Here is a 21,456-nt window from a genome sequence, read left to right as displayed (position 1 = left end):
GTCACTCACCACGCCCGGCGTCGTCGCGCTCCATGTGCGGGTACCCCGCCGACGTCGCCGGGACGAAGGTCTCCTTGATGGTGCGTGTTGATGTCCAGCGCATCAGATTCTGCTTCGACCCCGCCTTGTCGTTGGTCCCCGAGGCTCGCCCTCCACCGAACGGCTGTTGCCCGACCACGGCGCCGGTCGGTTTGTCGTTGACGTAGAAGTTGCCTGCCGCGTTGCGCAGCCCGGTCATCGCGGCTTCGACGGCAGTCCGGTCGTCGGCGATCACTGCACCGGTGAGCGCGTAGCTTGCCGATGAGTTGATCTCCTGCACAACAGAATCGAACTGGCCGTCGTCATAGACGTGCACCGCGAGGATGGGCGCGAAGTATTCCTTGTGAAAGGCCTCGTCGGCAGGATCGTCACTGAGCAGCACCGTCGGACGTACGAAGTACCCCTCTGCGTCGTTGTAGTCACCACCCGCCGCAATCGTCAACGACGGCACCGACTTCGCCCGTTCGATCGCGGTGACCGCCTTGTCGAAAGCGCGTCTGTCGATGACTGCGCCGCCGAAGTTGGCGAGGTCGCGGACATCGCCGTATGTCAGAGCATTGGCTTCTTGTAAGAAGTCGTCGCCCATCATGTCCCACACCGACCTCGGGATGTACGCGCGCGAGGCTGCCGAGCACTTCTGACCCTGATATTCGAACGCGCCGCGGATCAAGGCTGTGCGCAGAACGTCGGGGTCGGCCGAATCATGGGCCAAGACAAAGTCTTTGCCTCCCGTCTCGCCGACGAGTCGGGGATAGGCGCGATAGCGTTGAATATTGCTTCCGACTTCCCGCCACAGATTTTGGAATGTGGCGGTCGAGCCTGTGAAGTGGATGCCAGCGAGGTTCTCGTCGGCCAACGCGACGTCTGACACGGCGATGCCGTCGCCGGTGACCATGTTGATGACTCCCGGGGGAAGGCCGGCGGCCTCGAGTAGCTGCATCGTCATATACGCGGCGTAGGTCTGCGTCGGTGATGGCTTCCAGACCACCGTGTTGCCCATGAGCATCGGTGCTGTCGGCAGATTCGCGGCAATCGCGGTGAAGTTGAACGGGGTGATGGCGTAGACGAAGCCCTCGAGTGGGCGATGATCGAGCCGGTTCCACACCCCAGGGCTGGAGACGGGTTGCTCGGCCAGGATCTCGCGAGCGAACCCGACGTTGAAGCGCCAGAAGTCGACGAGTTCGCACGGCGCATCTATCTCGGCCTGCTGCACGCTCTTCGACTGGCCCAGCATCGTTGCGGCGGCGATCTTCTCACGCCAAGGTCCCGACAGGAGGTCCGCAGCCCGGAGCAGAATGGATGCGCGTTCGTCGAAAGATGTTGCCGCCCAGTCCGGTGCCGCAGCGAGCGCAGCGTCGACTGCTCTGCGCGCATCGTGTGTGGTCGCATTCGTCAGTGTGCCCAGCACCTCATGATGCGCGTGTGGCTGGACCACCGCCATCGCGGCGCCCGAACCACTGGCATGTGTGCCGCCGATGACGTGGGGGAGTTCGATCGGGTCGGCCGAGCTCATCTCGGCCAGGGTGGCCACGATCCGTGAGCGTTCCGGAGATCCGGGGGCATAGGTGTGCACGGGCTCGTTGTGGGCAGGTGGGGGTGTGGTGATGGCGTCCATGTCCTCAATCTCAGCTGCACCAACCGTCCAGCGATATGGCTGATCGGACTAAGCTGAAGCAAGTTCTTGGGCCGATCGAACAAGGGGTGCCGATGGCAGATACCGATGGCCGCGGGGCCGTGACACTCGGGCGGTTGCTTCTGGCGCTCGACGGAACGCTCGTCACGCTGGTGGAGGCGCCCGAAGGACTCGACTGCCCGGTGACCGCAGCCTCGCTGCTTGACGCGGATGACCTGCACCTCGGCGTGGGACGCGGGGCCAGAGCAGCCGAGTTGGCCCTGCTTGTCGGTGTCGCGCCGGCCCAGGTGATGGCGTGGTTGGCGAGTCTCGGCAGCCACCCCCCGGCGGCGATCCTGCTCAAAGCGCCGGACGCTGAGGTGACCCGGCGCGCAGTCTCGGCGGGTATTGCTGTGGTCGCAGTGGATCCGCATGCGCGGTGGGAACGAATCTACAACTTGATCGGGCGGGTCCTCGACCACGCTCGCGCCGAGTCCCCGGAATCGATGGCAAGCGGCACTGCGGGTGATTTGTTCGCACTCGCGCAGGCGGTCGCAGATCGCACCGGCGGACTTGTCAGCATCGAGGATGCGGGCTCACATGTGTTGGCCTACAGCTCATCTGACGAGCAAGCCGACGCCCTTCGCAGGTTGTCGATCCTCGGACGGGAGGGTCCACCGGAGATGCTCGACTGGCTTCGGCAGTGGGGCGTGTTCACTGCTCTGAGAGCGGGGCCAGACGTGGTGTCGGTGGCGGCCCGCGACGACCTCGGGCTGCGGCCGAGAATTGCCGTGGGCATCAGAACCCCAAGGGGCAGTGAGTATCTCGGGACTTTGTGGCTTCAGCAGGGGAAGGCCGCACTGTCACCGGATTCAAGCGATGTGATCACCGGCGCCGCAGCCGTCGCCGCTCGTATCATCTCCCGCTCGGCGGCGGTCCCGTCCGTGCATGCCGAACAGGTGCAGCGGCTGCTGGGCTTGCGCGGTGACACCGTCGACATCCCTTATCTTGCCGACGCACTGAACATTCCGCGTTCGGGTCCCGCTACCGTCGTCGGTTTGGCACGTCGGTTTCCCGCACAGTTGCCGACGGATTCCGTTGCCGCTTATCTACCGGCAGTCACACTGCACGCCAGCGCTTTTCGTCCCGACTCGGTGACCGCCGCGGTCGGTGAGAGGGTGTACGTCATCTTGCCGGGCACGGACGGAGGCGCATCGACGGTGCGCTGGGTGCAGAGCACAGTGGCAGCGGCCGACCGCCGGTTCGCCATGCAGATCCGGGGAGTTGTCGCCGATTCGCCCGCTGGTCTGACGGCGGTGCCGGGCCTGCGGACCGAGGTCGACCGGGTCCTGGACGCGGCATCGCGAGAAGGCGCGTTGATCGACGTGGTGACCACGGTTGCGGAGTCGCGCACCGGCGTCTTACTCGGCGAGATCGTCGGACTGCTCGCCGACAACCCGGATCTCGTCGACCCGAGAGTGGGCCGACTGAGGGACTACGACCGCACCCACGGCTCCGACCTGGTGGCCAGCGTTCGCGCCTACCTGGATGCGTTCGGCGATGTGCGCACAGCTGCCGCCACCATGCACGTGCATCCGAACACGCTGCGATACCGGGTTCGGCGAGCCCAGGAGCTGACCGGACTCGACCTCGGCGACCAGGCCTCGCGGCTGGTGGTGTCGCTGGCGCTACGGGTCTGACACCTCGAACATCGGGCCCAGGAAGTGCCCCCGGCAGGAATCGAACCTGCGACACCCGCTTTAGGAGAGCGGTGCTCTATCCACTGAGCTACGAGGGCGGACCCGACAAACTTACCAACTCAGTTGAGATAACCCTCGACCACATTCGGCGGACGGACTTCGGCGTCGTCAGGGTCTTTGCCCGCACGGCGGAGGGCGTCGCGTTGACGGAGCAGATCCCAGCACTGATCGAGCTGGACCTCGATATCGCCGAGCTGCGAACGCTCGTCGTCGGGGCTGATTTCCCCACTGGACACCTGGTCACGCAGTTCTTTCTCCTGCGCGATCAGGTCGGTGATCTGCGTATGCAAATTCTTGTCACTGGTCATTTCACGAATTCTAGGCGCGCGCGGGTCCGCGCACAGTTCGGCCCCGCCCATCGGCCGAATCCTGGCGACTCGGACCGGTGGCATCCGTAATGTCACCAACCATGAGCCGAACCATTGTGCCCAGGGAGCCCGCGATCGAAGCGCTCACCGCGGTCTGGGCGTCCGTGCACCGATTGGCCGACTCGTTGGCCGACGCCCAGTGGGAGCAGCCCTCGACGCTGCCGGGGTGGTCGGTGGGGGACATCGTGACCCACGTGTTCACCACGGAGTTGATGCTGCTCGGCGATCCGGAGCCCGTGGTCGAGGCCGACGTCAGCGGCTATCCGCATGTCCGCAACGACATCGCGGCGATGAACGAGCGGTGGCTGGTGCACTACCGCGCGCAGGGGAGGGCCGCCACGATGGCTGACTTCGCCGAGACCATCAACCGCCGCGCCGCCGCCCTCGACGCCACAACACAAGACGACTTCGACGCCGACTCATTCACACCGGCCGGTCCGGACACCTACGGCAGATTCATGCGCATCCGGATCTTCGACTGCTGGATGCATGAACTGGACGTGCGCGACGCCCTCGGGCTGCCTGCGCCGGATGATGCAGTCAGTGCGCAGTTCGCCGCCGACGAGATCACCCAATCGCTGCCCTACCTCGTCGGAAAGAAGGCGGGGGCACCGACAGGCAGTCGGGTGCGCTTCGACATCACCGGTCTGACTCCCCGTACGGTCAACATCGCTGTCGACGGCCGAGCGGCCGTGGTGCCCGAGTTCGCCGAGGAACCGACCCTGGTGCTGCGCCTCGACATCGCAGACCTCGCCCGTCTGATCGGTGGACGGACAAGTGCCGATCCGTCGGCAGTCGAGGTGACCGGTGATCCCGACCTCGCAGATGCTGTGCTCGGCAACCTCGCATTCACGATCTGACTCGGAGATGACCATGATCAGACGGATTCTCGCGATTGTTCTCCCGATTCTCGTCGCTGTTGCCGTCCCTGCCGCGCCCGCTTCGGCGCAGGGTTCGGTGCTCGGTGACGACTTCCTGTGGGGCGTCGGTTCGGCAGGATTCCAGTCAGAGGGCAGCTCCCCGGACAGCAACTGGCTGCGCTACTCGAACAGCACACGGGTCCACGACCGCGTCGGCACCTCCGTCGACTTCCGCCACCGCTACGCCGAAGACATCGAGAACGCGAGGTCGATGGGTGTCGAGGTGTACCGGATCAGCATCGAGTGGGCGAGGATTCAGCCGTCGCCGGGGGTGTGGGACCAACGGGAACTCGCCTATTACGACGACGTGATCCATCACATCCTGAGTGCGGGGATGCGCCCGATGATCACCCTCGACCATTGGGTGTACCCGGGCTGGGCTGCTGATCGTGGTGGCTGGAACAACCCGACGATGGCTGCGGACTGGCTCGAGAACGCCCGTGCCGTGGTCGACCGCTACGCCGCATACGACCCGATCTGGATCACCATCAACGAACCGATGGTCTACACCTTTCTTCGTGAGGTGAACTTCGGTGGTCTTGCGCCCCAGAACATTCCGCTGATGCTGGACCAACTCGTACACGTGCACCGCACCATCTACGACTACATCCACGCTCGCCAACCAGGCGCCTGGGTGTCGTCGAACTCGGCCTATCTGCCGACCGTGCAGCCGGCACTTGATGCACTCTTCCTCGACCGCATCGCCGACAAGCAGGACTTCGTGGGCATCGACTACTACTACTCCGTGGCCGCAACGGATTTGAACACCTACAACGCCGCCACCGAGGAGTACTGGAAGGCATCCACGTCGGCGGATGGGCTCTATTACGCGCTGCGGTATTACGCGCGTAAGTTCCCTGGCACGCCGCTCTACATCGTGGAGAACGGTATGCCCACCAAGGACGGCGAACCGAGGCCCGACGGATACAAGCGCGAAGACCAGCTCCGCGACGCCGCGTACTGGATCTCCCGCGCCAAGTCCGACGGTATGAACGTGGTCGGTTACAACTACTGGTCCATCACGGACAACTATGAATGGGGCAGTTACGCTTCACGATTCGGTCTCTACCGCGTAGATGTGAAGTCCGACCCGTCACTGACCCGGCAGCCGACCGATGCGGTGGCCGCTTACCGCGACATCATCTCCAGTGCAGGCGTTCGGTCAGATTATCGACCCACCCGGCCGGCCCAGTTCTGCTCACTGGTGGATGCTCCAACGAGCTGCAGTCAGCCGGTACGGTGAACTCGCCGGACGAGAAGTCCGCACGATCGCCCCGAAGATTGTCCTCAGCGGAGCGTTCGGCTTCTGCCGTTCCGAAGATCGCAACGGCAACCGCGCCGAGTGTGGCGAACGTGAAACCTGCCAGGGCAAGCCATTCGAGCCCCGGCACCGTCGAGTCGCCGAGCCACATGACGCCGACGATGGCCGGTGCCGCGGTTTCACCGACAACCAGTGCCGCAGTCGACCCGTTGACCGCACCGAGCTGCAGCGCCACCGTGTGCAAGTAGAAACCTGCGGCTCCGGCGATGGCGATCACCCAGGCAGCCGGGTCGGTGAGCATGGTGGACATCGAGAACGGGGAGACGCCGTCGAGCACCCTGACGCCGATCGCGACCGCACCGAACAGCAAACCTGCTGCGGCCCCGGCCGCCACCGATCCGCCGCGTCCCATACGCCGCACACCGAACAGCGACAAGCCGACAACCAGCAGGGTGGCCAGCAACAGCGCCCAATGCAGCGACCTGGACGTCTCGTACGATGTGTGCGGTTCTGATGCGGCCCCGAGCAGCAGCAGCGAACCCATCACGGTGCCCATGGCTGCCCAGTCGCGGCCGTGGAGTTTGATTCCCAGCAACCGGGTGCCCAAGAGGGCGGTGACCACGAGGTTTCCGGCGACGATGGTCTGCGACAGGAACAGTGGCAATGCGCGTGCGGCGCCGGCACCGGCGATGAAACCCAAGACGTCGAACAATGCGCCGACGATGAATACGCCGGTGAGTGCGGTGGCGACGGTCGACTGCAACGTAGGGGAGCCCGCTGCGGTGGACATGCGGTGGTCATCGGCGTTTTCGCGTGCCGCCTGACGCGCACCGAGCGCCTGCATCACCGACGACAGTCCGTAACCGACCGCGGCCAGCAAAGCCAACGTGATTCCGACAATCACAACCCACACCCACTTTCCACACTCGACCCGGTGCAACCCAAAGGATGCTCAGGTAATTCCCAGGTTCGCCACTGATTTATTGGCCACCCTGCGAGAACTGACCGTGGTCGGTCCGAAAACTCATCGTCGGCGGACGCTTTCGGTCAGCCGTCGGCAACCGCCTACTGTGTTCGCATGACCCGAACTGTGCTGATCACCGGCGCTTCCAGTGGCATCGGTGCCGAAGTAGCTCGTCAACTGGTGTCTCGGGGGCTGACCGTGCTGGGTACCAGCCGGCACCCCGAGTCTGTGACCGATCCCATCCCCGGCGTCCGCTATCTCGAGCTCGACCAGAACGATCCGGCCAGCATTGCCCGATGCGCCGAGCAGGCCGGTGCGGTGGACATCCTGATCAACAACGCCGGAGAGAGTCAGATGGGGCCGCTCGAGGACACCCCCATGGAGGTGATCGAGAAGCTGTTCGCCACCAACGTCTTCGGTCCGATCGCCTTGACCAAGGCGGTTTTGCCAGGGATGCGTCAGCGTGGTCGCGGCACCGTGGTGATGGTGGGTTCGATGCTGGCGAGTTTTCCTCTGCCGTTCCGGTCGACCTACGTGGCCACCAAATGCGCCATCAAAGGTTTCGCCGACGCGACCCGTCGCGAACTCGCGCCCTTCGGCGTCGCCATCTGCACCGTGGAGCCCGGTACCATCGCCACCGGCATCGGCGACCGCCGGGGCTACTTCATCTCCGACGACTCCGCCTACCGACGCGAGTACGACATCGTTGCTGCGGCCACCCGCCGCAATGAGGACGCCGGTCTCGGCGTTGTCGAGATGGCCGAGGTCGTGGTCGACGCGGCGCTGAGTTCCGATCCAAAACCGCTGTACGCCAAGGGTAATCGGGCGCCGATCGTGTTCGCGCTTCGTCGTGTGCTGCCGCGCCGGGCCATCCTCGACATCACGAGCAGATTCCACAACCTGCCCAAGGCGCGGCCGTGACCGAGCGGACGCTTCTGGTCATCGGTATCGGCCCCGGTGATCCGCGCCAGGTCACCATCGAGGCCATCGAGGCGATGAAGTCGGCGGAGGTGTTCTTCGTCCTGGACAAGGCCCCCGAACGCGGTGTCGAGGTGAAGCAGTCGCTGGTGGGACTGCGTCAGGAGATCTGCGAGCGATATCTCGAGGGCGGCTACCGGTTCGTCGAGGTGCCCGACCCGCCGCGCGATCGCAATCCCGCCGACTACGCCGCCGAGGTCCGCAGATGGCACGACGCCAGGGCCGACCTCATCGAGCGGGCCCTCATCGACGAACTGCCAGAGGGAGGGGTGGGGGCCATCCTGGTGTGGGGTGATCCCGCCCTGTACGACAGCACCCTGAGGATCGTCGACACGATCATCGGTCGTGGGCACATCGCTCTCGACTACCGCGTCATCCCAGGGATCTCCAGTGTCTCGTCGCTCACCGCGGCCCATCGGATCCTGCTGAACCGGATCGGCGAACCCATCCACATCACCACCGGACGCAAGCTCGCCGACACCCCGGCGGAGGTGGCCGCCAACCAGGTGGTGATGCTCGATGCCGACTGCGCTTTCCTGGACACCGCAGATGCTCTCGACCACATCTGGTGGGGTGCTTACCTCGGAACCGAGAACGAGATCCTGATCGACGGGACAGTCGGCGAGGTGGGGGAGAAGATCCGAGACGTCCGCACTGCCGCGCGGGAGAGGCACGGCTGGATCATGGACATCTACCTGCTCCGCAAACCCCGATGATGGTGGGTTTGGGTGAGGTTGACCTGCGGGTTTGCTCGCCCGAACCCACCAATTCCGGGGAGCTGGGCTAGAGGATCTCGTCCAGGGCAGCGAGGATCGGGTCGCGTAGTTCGGTGCGGCAGATGATGAAGTCGGGCATGAACGGGCTGGGCCGGTTGTATTCGAGTTCCGAACCGTCGATGCGACTGCAGTGCAGACCCGCAGCCCGGGCGACTCCGACCGGCGCGCAGTTGTCCCACTCGTACTGACCACCGGCGTGGACGTAGGCGTCGGCATCACCGCGCACCACGGCCATCGCCTTGGCGCCCGCCGACCCGATCGGCATCATCTGCAAACCGAGGCGGCGGGAGACGTGGTCGGCCTCGTACGACGACCAACCGCGTGAGGCCACCATCCGGCCGGTGAGTTCACCCTCGACCACGGGCACGGTGTCGGTGGCGAACACCTGACCGATCGCAGGCAGCGACACCGCGCAATCGGTGGGCTGACCACCCATCGTCAGAGCTATGTGCACCGCCCAGTCGTTGCGCCCGGAAGCGAACTCGCGCGTGCCGTCGAGGGGGTCGATGATCCAGACCCGGTCGGCGCGCAGACGGCCGGCGGGGTCGCGTGCCTCCTCGGACAGAACTGCGTCGGCGGGGCGATGTTCGGCCAGCACCGCGGCGATCCAGGTCTGCGCCATCGCATCTCCGACGTCGCCGAGCAGTCGACCCTGCAGCAGGTGTTCGTGGCGGATGTCGACGAGAATCTTGCCGGCGCCTTCGGCCAGTAGTCGGGCCAACTCGGCGTCCGACGCCGAACCAGTAGAGCGCATCTGGTTACTAGAGCACACTGTCTACATGCCTGAGTTACCTGAGGTGCAGGCCATCGCCGATTACGTTGATGGCCGTGCCGCCGGATTGCCCATCCGACGAGTCGACGTGGCGTCGCTGGCAGTGCTCAAAACGGCCGACCCGCCGTACACGGCCCTCACCGGTCGCATCGTGGAGTCGGTGGGACGAGTCGGGAAATACCTGGTCATCACCACCGCTGCGACCGATCCCGGCGATGCGAACGCCAGGTTGCACTTGATCATCCACCTGTCCCGCGCCGGATGGCTGCGATGGTCGGACAACCTCTCACCCGCCCCGCCGCGCCCCGGAGGAAAAGGGCCGATCGCACTCCGCGTGCACTGCGGTCTGCCCGGCGAGGGCTTCGACGTCACCGAGGCGGGCACACAGAAACGTCTTGCAGTCTGGCTGGTGCGCGACCTGGACGAGGTCGAACGGATCAAGACACTCGGCCCGGACGCGCTTGCTCTGAGCCGTGACGAACTCGCCGCCCTGCTCGGCAAGACGAGTGCGCGCATCAAGACGGTGATCACCGACCAGCGCACCATCAGCGGTATCGGCAACGCCTACAGCGACGAGATCCTCCACACCGCCAAGCTCTCGCCGTTCGCGACCGCAAAGGGGTTGTCGGCTGCCCAGATCGACGAGCTCTACGACGTGATCCACGACGTGCTCGAAGGTGCCATCGGCCGTCTCGAGGGGCAAGAGGTAGCGCGGCTCAAGGGCGAGAAGCGGTCCGGGTTGCGAGTGCATGCGCGAACAGGTCTGCCCTGTCCGGTGTGTGGCGACACCGTGCGTGAGGTGTCCTTCACCGACCGTTCCTTCCAGTACTGCCCGACGTGCCAGACCGGCGGCAAGGTGCTGGCCGATCGCCGGATGTCACGACTGCTCAAGTGACCGCATCCGACAGACCGGCCCCTGTTCACTGCGGTGAGGACGAGACGGATCCACTGCCATCCGGGTTGCGGCTCAACGAGATCCAGTTCATGGCGACGCACAACTCGAGTCATCAGCTGATGTCGCCGGACGAACGGTTCACCTGGCTGATGGGATCGAACCTCGACTCGTATCGGTATGAACATTTGCCGTTGGACCGTCAGCTCGGCGAGCAGGCGGTGCGGGGCCTCGAGCTGGATGTGTATCCCGACCCACAGGGCGGCTTGTACCGCCACCCGCTGGCCAGGCGGTGGCGCCGCCGTGGTCCCCGTCCCGAGACTCTGTGGGATGAGCCGGGTTTCAAGGTGATGCACGGCCCCGACGCCGACTACCGCACCAGTTGCCCGACGCTGGCCGGCGCCCTGCAGACCATCAGTGCATGGTCCGCGTCGAACCCCGGTCATGTCCCGATCGTGGTTCAACTCGAACTGAAAGGGTCGTGGCCGTGGGCACGGCTGACCGGTGGCGCTCGGGTACCACGTTGGACGACAACGGTTCTGGACGACCTCGACCGGGAGATCCGGGCTGTGTTCGCCGACCATCGGATTATCACCCCGGACCGGGTGCGCGGTGACGCCGAGACGCTGGAACATGCCGTGCTCACAAGCGGCTGGCCACTTCTCGACGACGTCCGTGGGCACGTGATGTTCTTTCTCGACTACGGCGACAACACCTACGTCCGGGACAACTATCGAGCGGGCCGGCCCAACCTGGAGGGGCGGGTGGCATTCACCACTCCGCCTCCTGCCGAGACAGATTCGGCGTTCATCATGGTGAACGATCCACGAGGTGCGAACGGTGCTCACATCACCGATCTCGTGCGCCGCGGATACCTGGTACGCACCCGCTCCGACGACCCGGTCTCGACTGCGAAGGCGAACCAGCACAACCGGGTGGCTGCCGCCCTGGACTCGGGCGCGCACATGATAAGTACCGACTTCCCGCAACCCGGTCTGGCTTTTCGCTGGGGTGATGGCGAGTTCAGTGCTCAGCTTCCCGGTGGTGTGCCCGTTCGGGTCAACCCGTCCGTCGTCACCGGCGTAGGACGGGGCAGGTAAGTTCACGGCCATGACACGCAACAAGATCCTGATCACGGGCGCCAGTTCGGGATTGGGCGAGGGTATGGCCAAAGCCTATGCAGCGCAGGGTCGTGACCTGGCGTTGTGCGCCCGCCGCATCGACCGTCTCGAACACCTGCAGACCGAGCTCTCCGGGCGGGGCGGCCGTGTTGCGGTGGCCCAGCTGGACGTGACAGACACCGCGTCGGTACCCATCGCGTTCCGGCGGTTGCGCGAGGACCTTGGTGGGCTCGACCGCGTCATCGTCAACGCCGGCCTGGGCAAAGGAGCCCCACTGGGCACCGGCAAGGCACACGCCAACATCGAGACCGTACAGACCAACCTGATCGGTGCGCTGGCACAGATCGAGGCCGCGATGGAGATCTTCCGAGCGCAGGATGCGGGCCACCTCGTCCTGATCAGTTCGATGAGTGCGGTCCGAGGTCTGCCGAAGGCGCAAGCCGCATATTCGGCGTCGAAGGCGGGTCTGTCGGCTCTGGGTGAGGGCTTACAGGCCGAGCTCGCAGGTTCGCCGATCAAGGTCAGCGTGATCTTGCCCGGGTACATCTCCACAGACATCAACGCAGGGGTGAAGACCAAGTTGATGGCCGACAGAGACAGCGGGGTGCAGGCATTGGTCGCCGCGATCGAGTCGGAACGCGCTCGTGCCGTGGTGCCACGGTGGCCGTGGACCGGAATCGATCTGGCCCTTCGTCATCTCCCGGCCGGGATCACCCGCAGGTTGCTCTGACACGTTTATGCTCGCCGCAGGCATTGGCCTGTGGGACACAATCGGGGTCGGAGGTCGGCTAGGTGCGCGTTCTGGTGGTCGAGGACGACGTCCGCGCGGCAGAGACAGTTCGCCGGATGCTGGTGAGTGACGGGTGGAGTGTCGTGATCGCCCGCGACGGGGCCGACGGCCTGTGGCAGGCAACCGAGAACGAGTTCGACGTCATGGTGCTCGACATCATGCTGCCGGAGATGAACGGGTACGAGGTGATCAAAGCACTGCGTGCGCGGCAGGTCTGGACGCCGGTGCTCATGCTGTCCGCCAAGGATGGTGAATACGACCAGGCAGAGGCGTTGGATTACGGCGCCGACGACTACCTGGTGAAGCCCTTTTCGGTGGTGGTCCTCAAGGCGCGTCTGCGTGCTCTGCTGCGCCGCGGAGGCAAAGAGCGACCGGCGGTTCTCTCCGCCGGGAGTCTGCGGCTCGATCCCTCCGACCACGGTGTGACCCGTGACGGTGAGCACATCAAACTCACCCCTCGCGAATACTCGGTGCTTGAGTTCCTGATGCGCAACAAGGGCCGGGTTGTCACCAAAACGCAGATCATGCAAGCGATCTGGGATGACAACTACGGCGGGGACGTCAACATCGTCGAGGTGTACGTGCGTTACCTCCGCAAGCGCATCGACGTTCCGTTCGGGCTGGACTCAATCCGCACTGTGCGCGGATCCGGATACTGCCTGTCCGACGACCAGTGACGGCTCGGGGCTGCCGGCGGCGGCCATGCCGGTCTCGGCCGCGATGGTGGTCTCGGTCCGGATGGTGATGCTGAAGGTGGCCCCGCCGCCCGGCGTGTCCGACACGGCGATGAATCCGCCGTGCGCCCGCGCGATCTCGGCTGCGATGGGCAGGCCGAGCCCCGATCCGCCGGAGTGCCGGCCGCGATCATTGTCGTGGCGGTAGAAGCGATCGAAGATCTTGGCGCGAGCTTCCGCCGGTACACCGGGGCCGTCGTCGGCCACCTCGATCGTGGCGGTACCCGCCCCGACGTCCTCGCTCATCGACAGCGTGATCGTGGTGTTCGCGTGGTGAGAAGCGTTGTCGGTCACGTTGCGAACCGCGCGGGTCAGTTTCTCCGAATCGCCGATCACCCGGATGGGTGTCACCTCGGCGACCACTGTTGCCAACCCGAGTGAACGGAGCCGCTGGGCCTCGGCGCCGACGATGTCATCGAGGTCCACCTCGTCGACGATCAACGGGATACCGCGCTCATCCGCACGTGCCAGGAGCAGTAGATCTGCGACCATGGTCTTCATTCGCAAGGCCTCGGGAAGCAGGATCGTGCGAACGGTGTCGACGTCCACGGCTGAGTCGGTGTCATCGGCGAGGTCGAGGATGCCCACCAATGTGGTGAGCGGCGAACGCAATTCGTGCGAGGCGTCGCCCACGAACTGCAGCTGACTGTCCCGGCTCTGCTCGAGCCGTTCGAGCATAGTGTTCATGGTGGAGGCCAGCCGGGTCACCTGGTCGTCGGTGGTGGGTACAGGGACCCGCCGGCTCAGGTCCGAACTCGTGATGGCCTCGACCTGCTCGGTGATGCGGGTGACCGGCCGAAGCGCGCGGCCGACGAAGTAGTACACCGCCGCACCGGCGATCAAGATGATCAGCGGGAACTCGATCGCGAGAATCACTGCGGTGCCGCGCAACCCGGACAGGTAGGGCTGCTTCGAGACCGCGGTGATCACGTTGTAGTCGACACCTTGCCATTGGGCGCCGGTCACCTGTCCGCAGTACGTCCCGGATCGGCTGGCAACCTCGACGTCGAAACGCTCGGTCTTCCACCACCCGGGGGAGACGGGGTAGATGGGATCTTCGTCGGAGTCGGGCGAGCTGAACACCACGACGCCGTTCGCGTTCACCACCTGGATGATGTCCACGCCCGTGGTGGGGGCGAGCAACCGGGGAGCGATGTTGCCGATGCCACCTTCATCGATCTGGCGGGCTATTTCGTACGACCGTGAACCCGTCGACTCGTACATCGTGCGGTCTTGGTGGCGGTGCAGCATGTACAGCATCAGGGCGCCACCGGTCATCAGTGCAAGCGCAACGATGATGGTCGCGACGACGGTGGAGCGCATGCGCACTCCCTGATCGCGGCGGAACATCGCGCGGACACCGCGTGTCCTGTCGGCTGACACCTGTACCGAACTCCTTGCTGAGGGCTGCCTCGATGGTAGGTGGGCCGTTCATCGCAGGCCAGCGGGAGCTTTCAGCGGATCTTCAGGCGAACACCCGCACACGTGCGGGCGGATCCCGCCGGAGCCCGGTCGCGTCGGTCGATCAGCTGGTCGGAGCGGCCGAACCGGAGGGGACCACGGGGGTCCCGTCCGACCACACCACGGGGGCGGACTTGTAGTCGAAGGGTTCTTCTCCGGTGTCGGCCCAGTAGATCACCCTGCTCAGCTGCGTGCCCGGATCGGCAAGCGCCACAAGGCACGTGGCGAACGACTGACCCTTGGTCAACGTCTTCGGGCGTTCGCCCGCCTGGCATTTCGCGAACCCGTCCGGCGGTGTGAGGGTGAGTGCCGGCGTGATCCCGTCGGCGCTGCCCGCGAACCCCGCCGTCGACATCGTGTTGCGCTGCCGGTCGACGGCTTGGGTGATGGTGAGGCGCACGTAGAAAGGTGTGCCGCCGTGAGTGAACGACTCCGGCAGGTCACCTTCGGCTCCGGGCTCGATGCCGGTGACCGTGAACCCGGCCAACTGCTGCTCGGGGCGAAACGCATCGGCCGGCAGAACTGCTGTCTGCGACCACAGCAGCGAGTCGCCGGGTTCGGTCCGCTCCGGAGGTCCGGCGGGCAAGGTGACTTCGGCGGACACCGGCACGGTGACGTTCGGACTCGCGGGAGCCGGTTCTTTGTCGTCACCACTGCTCGAACAACCGGCCAGGGCGATGGCGACTGCGCTGAGGGCTGCAATGACCACAGTGGAACGCACACTCATGCGGTGATCGTAAGTGCTGGACGCCGATGACGGGCGACGTAGGGTGAGCGGTATGGGTAAACGAAAGGGCGAGGTCTACGGTCGCGGCGCATTCCAGCTCTACGGCAGCGAACGCCAAGTACGCATGAGTGATCTGCTCTGCGATGTGTTCGGTCGCGACGACATCACCTGCTACGCGGGCGATTGGCGGGGCATCCTCTACTTCACCCTCGACGAGGAACCGGACGTGGCCCCCGATCAGGTCTTCGGCTTCGACCCGTCGACCGGCGACAGCGGCGAGCTCGCAACGCTTCCCGAGCTGATGGCGTCTATCGACCGCGGCGACATCACCGATGCCGTTGACGGCGAGGCTTTTTCGGCATGGCTCGCCGAGACGGGACACCGCGAGATACCGATGGGAACGTGCGCGCCGACTGTGGAGCTCGAGTTCATCGGCGGGTCTGCCGACGAACGGGTGACCGAACCCCGTGACGTGGTCACCCACGTGGCGCTGGCAGCCGTCATCATGGGTCGCCTGGAAGCTCTTGACGTGCAACCAGGCGACCCCATTCCCGACGAACTGTTCGATCAGGCCCGCTGGGAGTGACGGCTAGGAGCCCGGAGCCTCGCCGGCGCTGACGAGTGCCGACGGGCCCAGTTCCCGGCCGTTGGGGTACGGCAGACGAATGTCGTTCGCCTCGTAGGCTTCCAAGATCTGCTTGCGGACGCGGCGCTGCAGCGACCACTGTGCGTTCGGTCGGGTCTTGATGAGCACTCGCAAGGTCACCATGTCAGCCGAGATCTCTTGCACACCGAGCATTTCGGGTGCGCCGAGTACGTCCCGGGCGGTGGATTCGTCGGCCACTGCCTCGTGCGCGGCGTCGAGTGTGACCTGTTCGGCGCGTTCGAGATCGACGTTGTGGGCGATGGGCACCTCGACCCGGGCCACGGCGTAGTCCTGGCTCATGTTGCCGACCCGGACGATCTCGCCGTTGCGGACGTACCAGAGGGTTCCATCGATGTCCCGGACGGTGGTCACACGCAACCCCACGGTTTCCACCTCGCCGATGGCTTCACCGAGGTCGACGATGTCGCCGACTCCGTACTGATCTTCGAGCAGCATGAAGACGCCCGAGACGAAATCCCTGACCAGGTTCTGGGCACCGAAACCGATGGCCAGACCGACAAGTCCGGCGGAGGCGAGAAACGGTGCGATGTTCACCTGCACCACGCTCAGGCAGGTGAGCACCACCCACACCAGGATGAGGATCGAGGCTGTGGATTTGAGCACCGAACCGATTGTCTCGGCCCGTTGTTGTCGCCGTTCGATCACCTGGGGATCACGCAGCGCCTTGGGAGTTCGTTCGCGCAGATGGCGCACGATCGCGGGCTTCTGGTGTGCATCACCGTCACCGGTGGCCCGTGGCCGCCGGGTGGCACGGTCGATCACTCGGTGTGCGACATACCTGACGGCCAGGCCGGCCAGGACATAGATCACAATCCGGATGGGGTTCTCGATCAGCCAAAGTCGGTTGGTATCAGTCCATTCGAACGAGTGGACCTCGGAGGCGGAAAAACTCATTGGTCCGACGGTACGTACTTGTTGTCGTGGGTCAACCCGCAGCGCCGAGTTCGACTCATTCAACCTAGTGGTTGACTCGCGCGTCCGTAGCGATATATCGTGGTTTAAACCGAAAGGTTGAAAGACGAGGATGGGAGGCCGGTGTGGTGGACGAACTATCGCGGATCTTTGCCGCGCTTGCGGATCCGACAAGGCGCGACATGGTGACCAGGCTCTCGGCCGGTGATTCGACGGTGAATGAACTCGCCGACCCTTACCCGATCTCGCTTCAGGCGGTCTACAAACACCTCAAGGTTCTGGAAAACGCGGGAGTGGTGACACGACCCCCGGGGCCTCAGCCCCGGCCCGTTCGACTCGAAGCCGAGATCTTTGACCTGATGGACCACTGGATCGAGCGGTACCGGCGCCGCGCCGAGGAGCGATATCGCCGCCTCGACGCAGTCCTCGCGCATGTGAACGACACAGAGTCAGGCAACGACGAGCAGAAAGGAAACACGGCATGAGCACCACCACCGAAGCGAGGATCGAGGCTGATCCGAACGTGCCGATCATTCGCATCACCCGCGAGTTCGCGGGGACGCCCGAGCAGTTGCTTCGGGCCCACACCGATCCCGAGCTGTTCGCGCAGTGGATCGGTCCCAGCGCTTTGGACACACGCATCGACGAATGGGACGCGCGCTCCGGTGGCAGCTGGCGGTTCGTATCCACCCGCGACGGAGAGGAATACGCTTTCCGCGGCTGCTTCCATGACATCCGGCCGGACCGCATCGTGCAGACATTCACCTATGAGGGTGATCCTGATGGGGTGGCCCTGGAAACCCTGTGGTTCGACGACCTCGGTGACGGACGCACCCGACTGCGCACGCAATCGCTGGTGGACAGTTTCGAGGGCCGGGACGCCTGGCTGCGGAGCGGTATGGAGGTCGGCGTCAACGAGGGATACGCCAAACTCGAGGAGATGCTGACCAGTGACGCTGTCTGATCAACCCGCCGAACGGCACCGTGAGGTCTGCCGGGTCTTCAGCGAACGCGTCCGGGGCACGCAGTCCTGGGATGTGCCGTCACCGGTCGCCGGCTGGACGGCCCGAGATGTGGTGCGCCACCTGACAGAGTGGTTCCCACCGTTCCTCGCCGGCGGCAGCGGTGTTCGGTTGCCGTCCGGGCCGAGCGTCGACGACGACCCGGTCGGGGCATGGCTCACCCAATGTGACGGCGTGCAGGCGGTGCTCGACGATCCGGCGACCGAAGACTCGGTCCTGAGCAACCCGCATATCGGCGACGTACCGCTCGGCCGTGCGATCGACCAGTTCTATACCGCCGACGTGTTCATGCACACCTGGGACATCGCCCGTGCCACCGGCCAGGATGACCGCCTCGACCCCGACTTCTGTGCCGCACTGCTGGCAGGAATGGAGCCGGCCGAAGAGATGATGCGGTCATCGGGACAATACGGCGCCCGCGTGCCGGTGTCAGATGACGCCGATGCGCAGACCAGACTGCTCGGTTTCATCGGCCGGAACCCGGACTGGGCACCCCTCTGACCTCGACTACCAGTACGTCGCTGTCAGATCCCATCGAGCGAGGGTCTGGTCGACCAGATGGCGTAGATCCTCGCTGCGCGCGACTGCCGGATCAGGCGTTCCCACACAGAACGTGAGGCAGTTGCCCGTGGTGGCGGCCCACCCGGCAACTGATGTCCGGGTGTTCCCACAGTGCCGCCCGGTGAGTCCACCATGCACCGACCGGGCGGCGATGGCACGGCCGCGATGACCGGCGAGCATCGTCAGCATGCCGTCGAGCGCACCGAGATTCGATGCCAGACCATCGCGTGACCCTGGGTCGGGCATCAGCCTGTGGGCAGCCCGATGACCGATCACCTGCACCAGTTCTTCGGGCATTCCTGCCGGCGGACCGATGCCCACACCGGTCCCTGCGGCTCGAAACGCAAGGCGCGCTCGGGTGCGCAGACCGGTCAGGTCCCGGCACTCGTCGATCGTCGACACCGAGACCGTCGCCGCCGTCAGCGAATTCCCGGCAGCACCACCTAGCGAGATCGGAATGATCAACTCGACCGGGCCCGAACCCCGGACGTGCAACACCAGTTCGGCTATCAGCGCTGTGAACAATGTGTTGGTGGTACCGCCGTTGGCTTCTGCCACCTCGCGCCAGGAGCGGAGATCGATCGAGAAGATGGCTGTCGGTTCACGCCAGGTGGGAGCACCTTCGGTTTTCGCGGGCATCGGCCCGGATGAAGTTGCCGCCGCGAACAATTCGCCTCGCCGACGCGAGTCGATCATCGCCTTCCACAGGCTTCGTGCGACACCCCCGACGACCGCCCGCAGCTGTCTTGCTGCATCTCGCATGTCATCGGACACGGTGGGCAGATCGTTGACCTCATCGACGGGAGGCGCTGCACCCGAGGCGATCTGCACGGCACGGACCAGAGACAGGGCGTCAGCGACCACGTGTGAACAGAGCAACGACACCACACTGCCGCCCTCGGACAGTGTGGCGACCGAGAGTTCCCACACCGGGCCGGTGTCGATGTCCAGGGTGGTGTTGCCTCGGGAGTCGGCCCACTCCGTGATCCCGCCGGGGGGCAGGGGTTCGGTCTCCGAATGGATCGGGGCAAGCTCTGCACCGTGGACGAAGCTGCTCCGCGCCGGCCACACCCGCCCGCGCACCACGCGTCGCGTCAGTGGACCGGCGGCCAGTGCCTGGTACATCGGCTCGAGATCCGCAGGGGTCAGGACGGTGTCGAAGCGCCACAGTCCCTGCATCGAGGTGGGGATGCCCATCCCGTGGTGGGTTCGCCAGAAGATGTCATCGGCCACCCCGAGCCGATGGATTCGTCGGGGTGCGCCGATATGGCGCCCCTGTGCTCTCACGCGGTGCGGCCCCGGTGGGTACGGTACCAGCGGGTCAGTGAGTCGGTGGACGTATCATCCTGCGGTGCAGGGGATTCGTCATCGGTGATGATCTTGAGTAGTTCTTTCGCCTGCGTCTTACCGAGTTCGACGCCCCACTGATCGAAGCTGTTGATACCCCAGATCGCACCTTCGACGAACACCTGGTGCTCGTACAGGGCGATCAACTGACCGACCACCGACGGCGTCAGCTTCGGCGCCAGGATGGAGGTGGAAGGCCGATTGCCCGGCATGACCTTGTGCGCCACCACATGCGGGTCGACGCCTTCGGCGGCGACCTCGTCTGCGGTCTTGCCGAACGCGAGAACCTTTGTCTGAGCGAAGAAGTTGCTCATCAACAGGTCGTGCATGCTGCCCGTGCCGTCAGCCGTCGGCAAGTCGTCGGTGGGCTCGGCGAAACCGATGAAGTCTGCCGGGACCATCCTGGTGCCCTGGTGGAGCAATTGGTAGAACGCGTGCTGCCCGTTGGTTCCTGGCTCGCCCCAGAAGATCTCGCCGGTGTCCGTGGTGACGTGGTGTCCGTGGGTGTCGACCGATTTACCGTTCGACTCCATCGTGAGCTGCTGTAGGTACGCGGCGAACCGGGAGAGATCGTTCGAATAGGGCAGCACCACACGGGCTCCGGCGTCCCAGAAGTTCGAATACCAGAGGCCGATCAGGCCCAGGATGACCGGCGCGTTCTGGTGCAGCGGCGCAGTGCGGAAATGCCGATCGACCACATTGAAACCGGCGAGGAAATCGGCGAAGGCCTCCTTGCCGATCGCCGCCATCACCGACAGCCCGATCGCGGAGTCCACCGAGTAGCGCCCACCGACCCAATCCCAGAAGCCGAACATGTTCGCCGTGTCGATGCCGAACTCTGACACCTTCTCGGCGTTGGTGCTCACGGCGACAAAGTGTTTGGCGACGGCCTCGGGTCCGGCGCCCAGCTTCTCGAGCAGCCAAGTACGCGCCGCCGCCGCGTTGGTGAGCGTTTCCAGCGTGGTGAAGGTCTTGGAGGCGATCACGAAGAGGGTGGTCTCCGGATCGAGGTCAGCAAGGGTAGCAACCAGGTCGGCGGGATCGACGTTCGACACGAACCGGCAGCGGATCGCGGTGTCGACGTAGTGACGCAATGCCTGATACACCATCACCGGCCCGAGGTCGGAACCACCGATACCGATGTTCACAACGGTCTCGATCGGCTTGCCGGTGTGTCCTTTCCACTCACCCGAACGCAGCTTGTCGGTGAACTCACCCATCGCGTCGAGCACCTCGTGGACGTCGTGCACCACGTCCTGGCCGTCCACCTTGAGCGTGGCGTCGCGTGGCAACCGCAGTGCTGTGTGCAGCACCGCACGGTCTTCGGAGGTGTTGATGTGCTCGCCCCAGAACATGGCGTCGCGCTTCTCTTCCAGACCGACCTCGCGGGCGAGGTCGAGCAGTAGATCGAGGGTCTCGCGCAGGACGCGATGCTTGGAGTAGTCGATGTGGAGGTCGCCGACATCGATGGTCAGCTCGGCACCGCGCTTGGGGTCCACGGCGAAGACCTCGCGAAGGTGCATCGCGTACACGTGCGACTGGTGGGCCGACAGCTGCTGCCAGGCATGTGACCCGGTCAGGTCGAACTCGCGGGCGGACTCGCTCGGGACGCTACTCATTTTTCGACAGACCCCTTCGTCGGTTACGAACTGCACATCTGCACTGAGGATGACCTCGACCGTCAGCCTATCCAGATCGAGCGCTCGGCTCGCGGCGAGCGGTCGAACTGTTCGCGATACGTCGGCGAACACTCCGGTGTCACCGGCCGCCGA

At 65.0% G+C, this 21,456-nt stretch carries 22 protein-coding genes and 1 tRNA gene; 13 read left to right on the top strand and 10 right to left on the bottom strand.

Annotated features, from left to right (window positions below):
• Position 1: 1 nt before the first annotated feature.
• Positions 2-1,654: an L-glutamate gamma-semialdehyde dehydrogenase gene (pruA, locus tag KXR83_RS06390; RefSeq protein ID WP_437424090.1), complete on the bottom strand. Its 1,653-nt coding sequence runs from the start codon at positions 1,652-1,654 to the stop codon at positions 2-4.
• A gap of 92 nt (positions 1,655-1,746) precedes the next feature.
• On the opposite strand from pruA, the gene KXR83_RS06385 reads away from it, so the two are divergent.
• Positions 1,747-3,351: a PucR family transcriptional regulator gene (locus KXR83_RS06385; RefSeq protein WP_437424089.1), complete on the top strand. Its 1,605-nt coding sequence runs from the start codon at positions 1,747-1,749 to the stop codon at positions 3,349-3,351.
• A 25-nt stretch (positions 3,352-3,376) separates the two neighbouring features.
• On the opposite strand, the gene KXR83_RS06380 is transcribed toward KXR83_RS06385, so the two are convergent.
• A tRNA-Arg gene (locus KXR83_RS06380) sits at positions 3,377-3,449 on the bottom strand.
• A 21-nt stretch (positions 3,450-3,470) separates the two neighbouring features.
• Entirely contained in the window at positions 3,471-3,719 is a 249-nt protein-coding gene (locus tag KXR83_RS06375) for a DUF2630 family protein (protein ID WP_437424088.1), read from the bottom strand.
• A gap of 101 nt (positions 3,720-3,820) precedes the next feature.
• On the opposite strand from KXR83_RS06375, the gene KXR83_RS06370 reads away from it, so the two are divergent.
• Together KXR83_RS06370 and KXR83_RS06365 are read left to right on the top strand one after the other, a co-directional pair.
• Complete coding sequence (locus KXR83_RS06370; protein ID WP_437424087.1) at positions 3,821-4,639, top strand: maleylpyruvate isomerase family mycothiol-dependent enzyme; 819 nt, start codon at positions 3,821-3,823, stop codon at positions 4,637-4,639.
• Positions 4,640-4,646: 7 nt separating this feature from the next.
• Entirely contained in the window at positions 4,647-5,942 is a 1,296-nt protein-coding gene (locus tag KXR83_RS06365; protein WP_437424086.1) for a family 1 glycosylhydrolase, read from the top strand.
• On the opposite strand, the gene KXR83_RS06360 is transcribed toward KXR83_RS06365, so the two are convergent.
• Positions 5,839-6,864 carry a hypothetical protein gene (locus KXR83_RS06360; RefSeq protein WP_437424085.1) on the bottom strand — a complete coding sequence of 342 codons (1,026 nt, stop codon included), beginning with the start codon at positions 6,862-6,864 and terminating at the stop codon, positions 5,839-5,841. The genes KXR83_RS06365 and KXR83_RS06360 overlap by 104 nt on opposite strands.
• 174 nt (positions 6,865-7,038) lie before the next feature.
• Here KXR83_RS06360 and KXR83_RS06355 point away from each other — a divergent pair, with 174 nt between their 5' ends.
• Positions 7,039-7,845, top strand: coding sequence for an SDR family oxidoreductase (locus KXR83_RS06355; protein WP_437424084.1), 807 nt, complete (start codon positions 7,039-7,041; stop codon positions 7,843-7,845).
• The gene (cobF, locus tag KXR83_RS06350; protein WP_437424083.1) at positions 7,842-8,618 is read left to right on the top strand and encodes a precorrin-6A synthase (deacetylating); all 777 of its coding nucleotides are present in this window, start codon (positions 7,842-7,844) and stop codon (positions 8,616-8,618) included. Before KXR83_RS06355 ends, cobF begins: the two co-directional genes overlap by 4 nt.
• A 67-nt stretch (positions 8,619-8,685) precedes the next feature.
• Here the strand turns inward: cobF and KXR83_RS06345 are convergent, their stop codons facing one another.
• A complete protein-coding gene (locus KXR83_RS06345; RefSeq protein WP_437424082.1) occupies positions 8,686-9,432 on the bottom strand; it encodes a 3'(2'),5'-bisphosphate nucleotidase CysQ in 747 nt (248 codons plus the stop codon).
• A 25-nt stretch (positions 9,433-9,457) separates the two neighbouring features.
• Between KXR83_RS06345 and KXR83_RS06340 the strand changes: the two genes are divergently transcribed.
• From KXR83_RS06340 to KXR83_RS06325, 4 genes are all read left to right on the top strand, one after another.
• Positions 9,458-10,345, top strand: a complete 888-nt coding sequence (locus KXR83_RS06340; protein ID WP_437424081.1) for a DNA-formamidopyrimidine glycosylase family protein — start codon at positions 9,458-9,460, stop codon at positions 10,343-10,345.
• A complete protein-coding gene (locus KXR83_RS06335) occupies positions 10,342-11,442 on the top strand; it encodes a Ca2+-dependent phosphoinositide-specific phospholipase C (protein ID WP_437424080.1) in 1,101 nt (366 codons plus the stop codon). Before KXR83_RS06340 ends, KXR83_RS06335 begins: the two co-directional genes overlap by 4 nt.
• Before the next feature lie 10 nt (positions 11,443-11,452).
• On the top strand, positions 11,453-12,193 hold the full coding sequence (locus tag KXR83_RS06330) for an SDR family oxidoreductase (protein WP_437424079.1): 741 nt from the start codon (positions 11,453-11,455) through the stop codon (positions 12,191-12,193).
• A 62-nt stretch (positions 12,194-12,255) separates the two neighbouring features.
• On the top strand, positions 12,256-12,930 hold the full coding sequence (locus KXR83_RS06325) for a response regulator transcription factor (protein WP_437424078.1): 675 nt from the start codon (positions 12,256-12,258) through the stop codon (positions 12,928-12,930).
• Here KXR83_RS06325 and KXR83_RS06320 read toward each other — a convergent pair.
• Positions 12,880-14,310: an ATP-binding protein gene (locus KXR83_RS06320; RefSeq protein WP_437424077.1), complete on the bottom strand. Its 1,431-nt coding sequence runs from the start codon at positions 14,308-14,310 to the stop codon at positions 12,880-12,882. The two genes, KXR83_RS06325 and KXR83_RS06320, sit on opposite strands and share 51 nt — an antisense overlap.
• A 202-nt stretch (positions 14,311-14,512) precedes the next feature.
• A complete protein-coding gene (locus tag KXR83_RS06315) occupies positions 14,513-15,175 on the bottom strand; it encodes a hypothetical protein (protein WP_437424076.1) in 663 nt (220 codons plus the stop codon).
• Between the two features lie 52 nt (positions 15,176-15,227).
• Between KXR83_RS06315 and KXR83_RS06310 the strand changes: the two genes are divergently transcribed.
• Positions 15,228-15,761, top strand: coding sequence for a hypothetical protein (locus KXR83_RS06310; RefSeq protein ID WP_400725775.1), 534 nt, complete (start codon positions 15,228-15,230; stop codon positions 15,759-15,761).
• A gap of 3 nt (positions 15,762-15,764) precedes the next feature.
• On the opposite strand, the gene KXR83_RS06305 is transcribed toward KXR83_RS06310, so the two are convergent.
• The gene (locus tag KXR83_RS06305) at positions 15,765-16,736 is read right to left on the bottom strand and encodes a mechanosensitive ion channel family protein (RefSeq protein WP_437424075.1); all 972 of its coding nucleotides are present in this window, start codon (positions 16,734-16,736) and stop codon (positions 15,765-15,767) included.
• 143 nt (positions 16,737-16,879) lie between these two features.
• Here KXR83_RS06305 and KXR83_RS06300 point away from each other — a divergent pair, with 143 nt between their 5' ends.
• Genes KXR83_RS06300 through KXR83_RS06290 form a run of 3 tightly spaced genes read left to right on the top strand, consistent with a single transcriptional unit; the run spans position 16,880 to position 18,277 of the window.
• The gene (locus KXR83_RS06300; RefSeq protein ID WP_437424074.1) at positions 16,880-17,239 is read left to right on the top strand and encodes an ArsR/SmtB family transcription factor; all 360 of its coding nucleotides are present in this window, start codon (positions 16,880-16,882) and stop codon (positions 17,237-17,239) included.
• Positions 17,236-17,718 carry an SRPBCC family protein gene (locus KXR83_RS06295; RefSeq protein ID WP_437424073.1) on the top strand — a complete coding sequence of 161 codons (483 nt, stop codon included), beginning with the start codon at positions 17,236-17,238 and terminating at the stop codon, positions 17,716-17,718. Before KXR83_RS06300 ends, KXR83_RS06295 begins: the two co-directional genes overlap by 4 nt.
• Positions 17,705-18,277, top strand: a complete 573-nt coding sequence (locus tag KXR83_RS06290; RefSeq protein WP_437424072.1) for a TIGR03086 family metal-binding protein — start codon at positions 17,705-17,707, stop codon at positions 18,275-18,277. Before KXR83_RS06295 ends, KXR83_RS06290 begins: the two co-directional genes overlap by 14 nt.
• 6 nt (positions 18,278-18,283) lie before the next feature.
• Here KXR83_RS06290 and KXR83_RS06285 read toward each other — a convergent pair whose 3' ends face one another.
• Positions 18,284-19,624, bottom strand: a complete 1,341-nt coding sequence (locus KXR83_RS06285; protein WP_437424071.1) for a hypothetical protein — start codon at positions 19,622-19,624, stop codon at positions 18,284-18,286.
• Positions 19,621-21,303, bottom strand: a complete 1,683-nt coding sequence (pgi, locus tag KXR83_RS06280; RefSeq protein ID WP_437424070.1) for a glucose-6-phosphate isomerase — start codon at positions 21,301-21,303, stop codon at positions 19,621-19,623. Before pgi ends, KXR83_RS06285 begins: the two co-directional genes overlap by 4 nt.
• Positions 21,304-21,456: the final 153 nt, after the last annotated feature.

It is taken from the genome of Williamsia muralis (assembly GCF_051487485.1).
GTDB classification, from domain to species: Bacteria; Actinomycetota; Actinomycetes; order Mycobacteriales; family Mycobacteriaceae; genus Williamsia; species Williamsia muralis_B.
Note: the sequence above shows the minus strand (reverse complement) of the source record. Positions and strands in the feature narration are given on the sequence as shown.

Coding starts and splice junctions, on each gene's coding strand:
- KXR83_RS06310 (WP_400725775.1), top strand. CDS start 15,228: ATGGGTAAACGAAAGGGCGAGGTCTACGGTCGCGGCGCATTCCAGCTC.
- KXR83_RS06330 (WP_437424079.1), top strand. CDS start 11,453: ATGACACGCAACAAGATCCTGATCACGGGCGCCAGTTCGGGATTGGGC.
- pgi (WP_437424070.1), bottom strand. CDS start 21,303: ATGAGTAGCGTCCCGAGCGAGTCCGCCCGCGAGTTCGACCTGACCGGG.
- KXR83_RS06305 (WP_437424075.1), bottom strand. CDS start 16,736: ATGAGTTTTTCCGCCTCCGAGGTCCACTCGTTCGAATGGACTGATACC.
- KXR83_RS06340 (WP_437424081.1), top strand. CDS start 9,458: ATGCCTGAGTTACCTGAGGTGCAGGCCATCGCCGATTACGTTGATGGC.
- pruA (WP_437424090.1), bottom strand. CDS start 1,654: ATGGACGCCATCACCACACCCCCACCTGCCCACAACGAGCCCGTGCAC.
- KXR83_RS06320 (WP_437424077.1), bottom strand. CDS start 14,310: ATGCGCTCCACCGTCGTCGCGACCATCATCGTTGCGCTTGCACTGATG.
- KXR83_RS06375 (WP_437424088.1), bottom strand. CDS start 3,719: ATGACCAGTGACAAGAATTTGCATACGCAGATCACCGACCTGATCGCG.
- KXR83_RS06365 (WP_437424086.1), top strand. CDS start 4,647: ATGACCATGATCAGACGGATTCTCGCGATTGTTCTCCCGATTCTCGTC.
- KXR83_RS06295 (WP_437424073.1), top strand. CDS start 17,236: ATGAGCACCACCACCGAAGCGAGGATCGAGGCTGATCCGAACGTGCCG.
- KXR83_RS06345 (WP_437424082.1), bottom strand. CDS start 9,432: ATGCGCTCTACTGGTTCGGCGTCGGACGCCGAGTTGGCCCGACTACTG.
- KXR83_RS06315 (WP_437424076.1), bottom strand. CDS start 15,175: ATGAGTGTGCGTTCCACTGTGGTCATTGCAGCCCTCAGCGCAGTCGCC.
- KXR83_RS06370 (WP_437424087.1), top strand. CDS start 3,821: ATGAGCCGAACCATTGTGCCCAGGGAGCCCGCGATCGAAGCGCTCACC.
- KXR83_RS06355 (WP_437424084.1), top strand. CDS start 7,039: ATGACCCGAACTGTGCTGATCACCGGCGCTTCCAGTGGCATCGGTGCC.
- KXR83_RS06385 (WP_437424089.1), top strand. CDS start 1,747: ATGGCAGATACCGATGGCCGCGGGGCCGTGACACTCGGGCGGTTGCTT.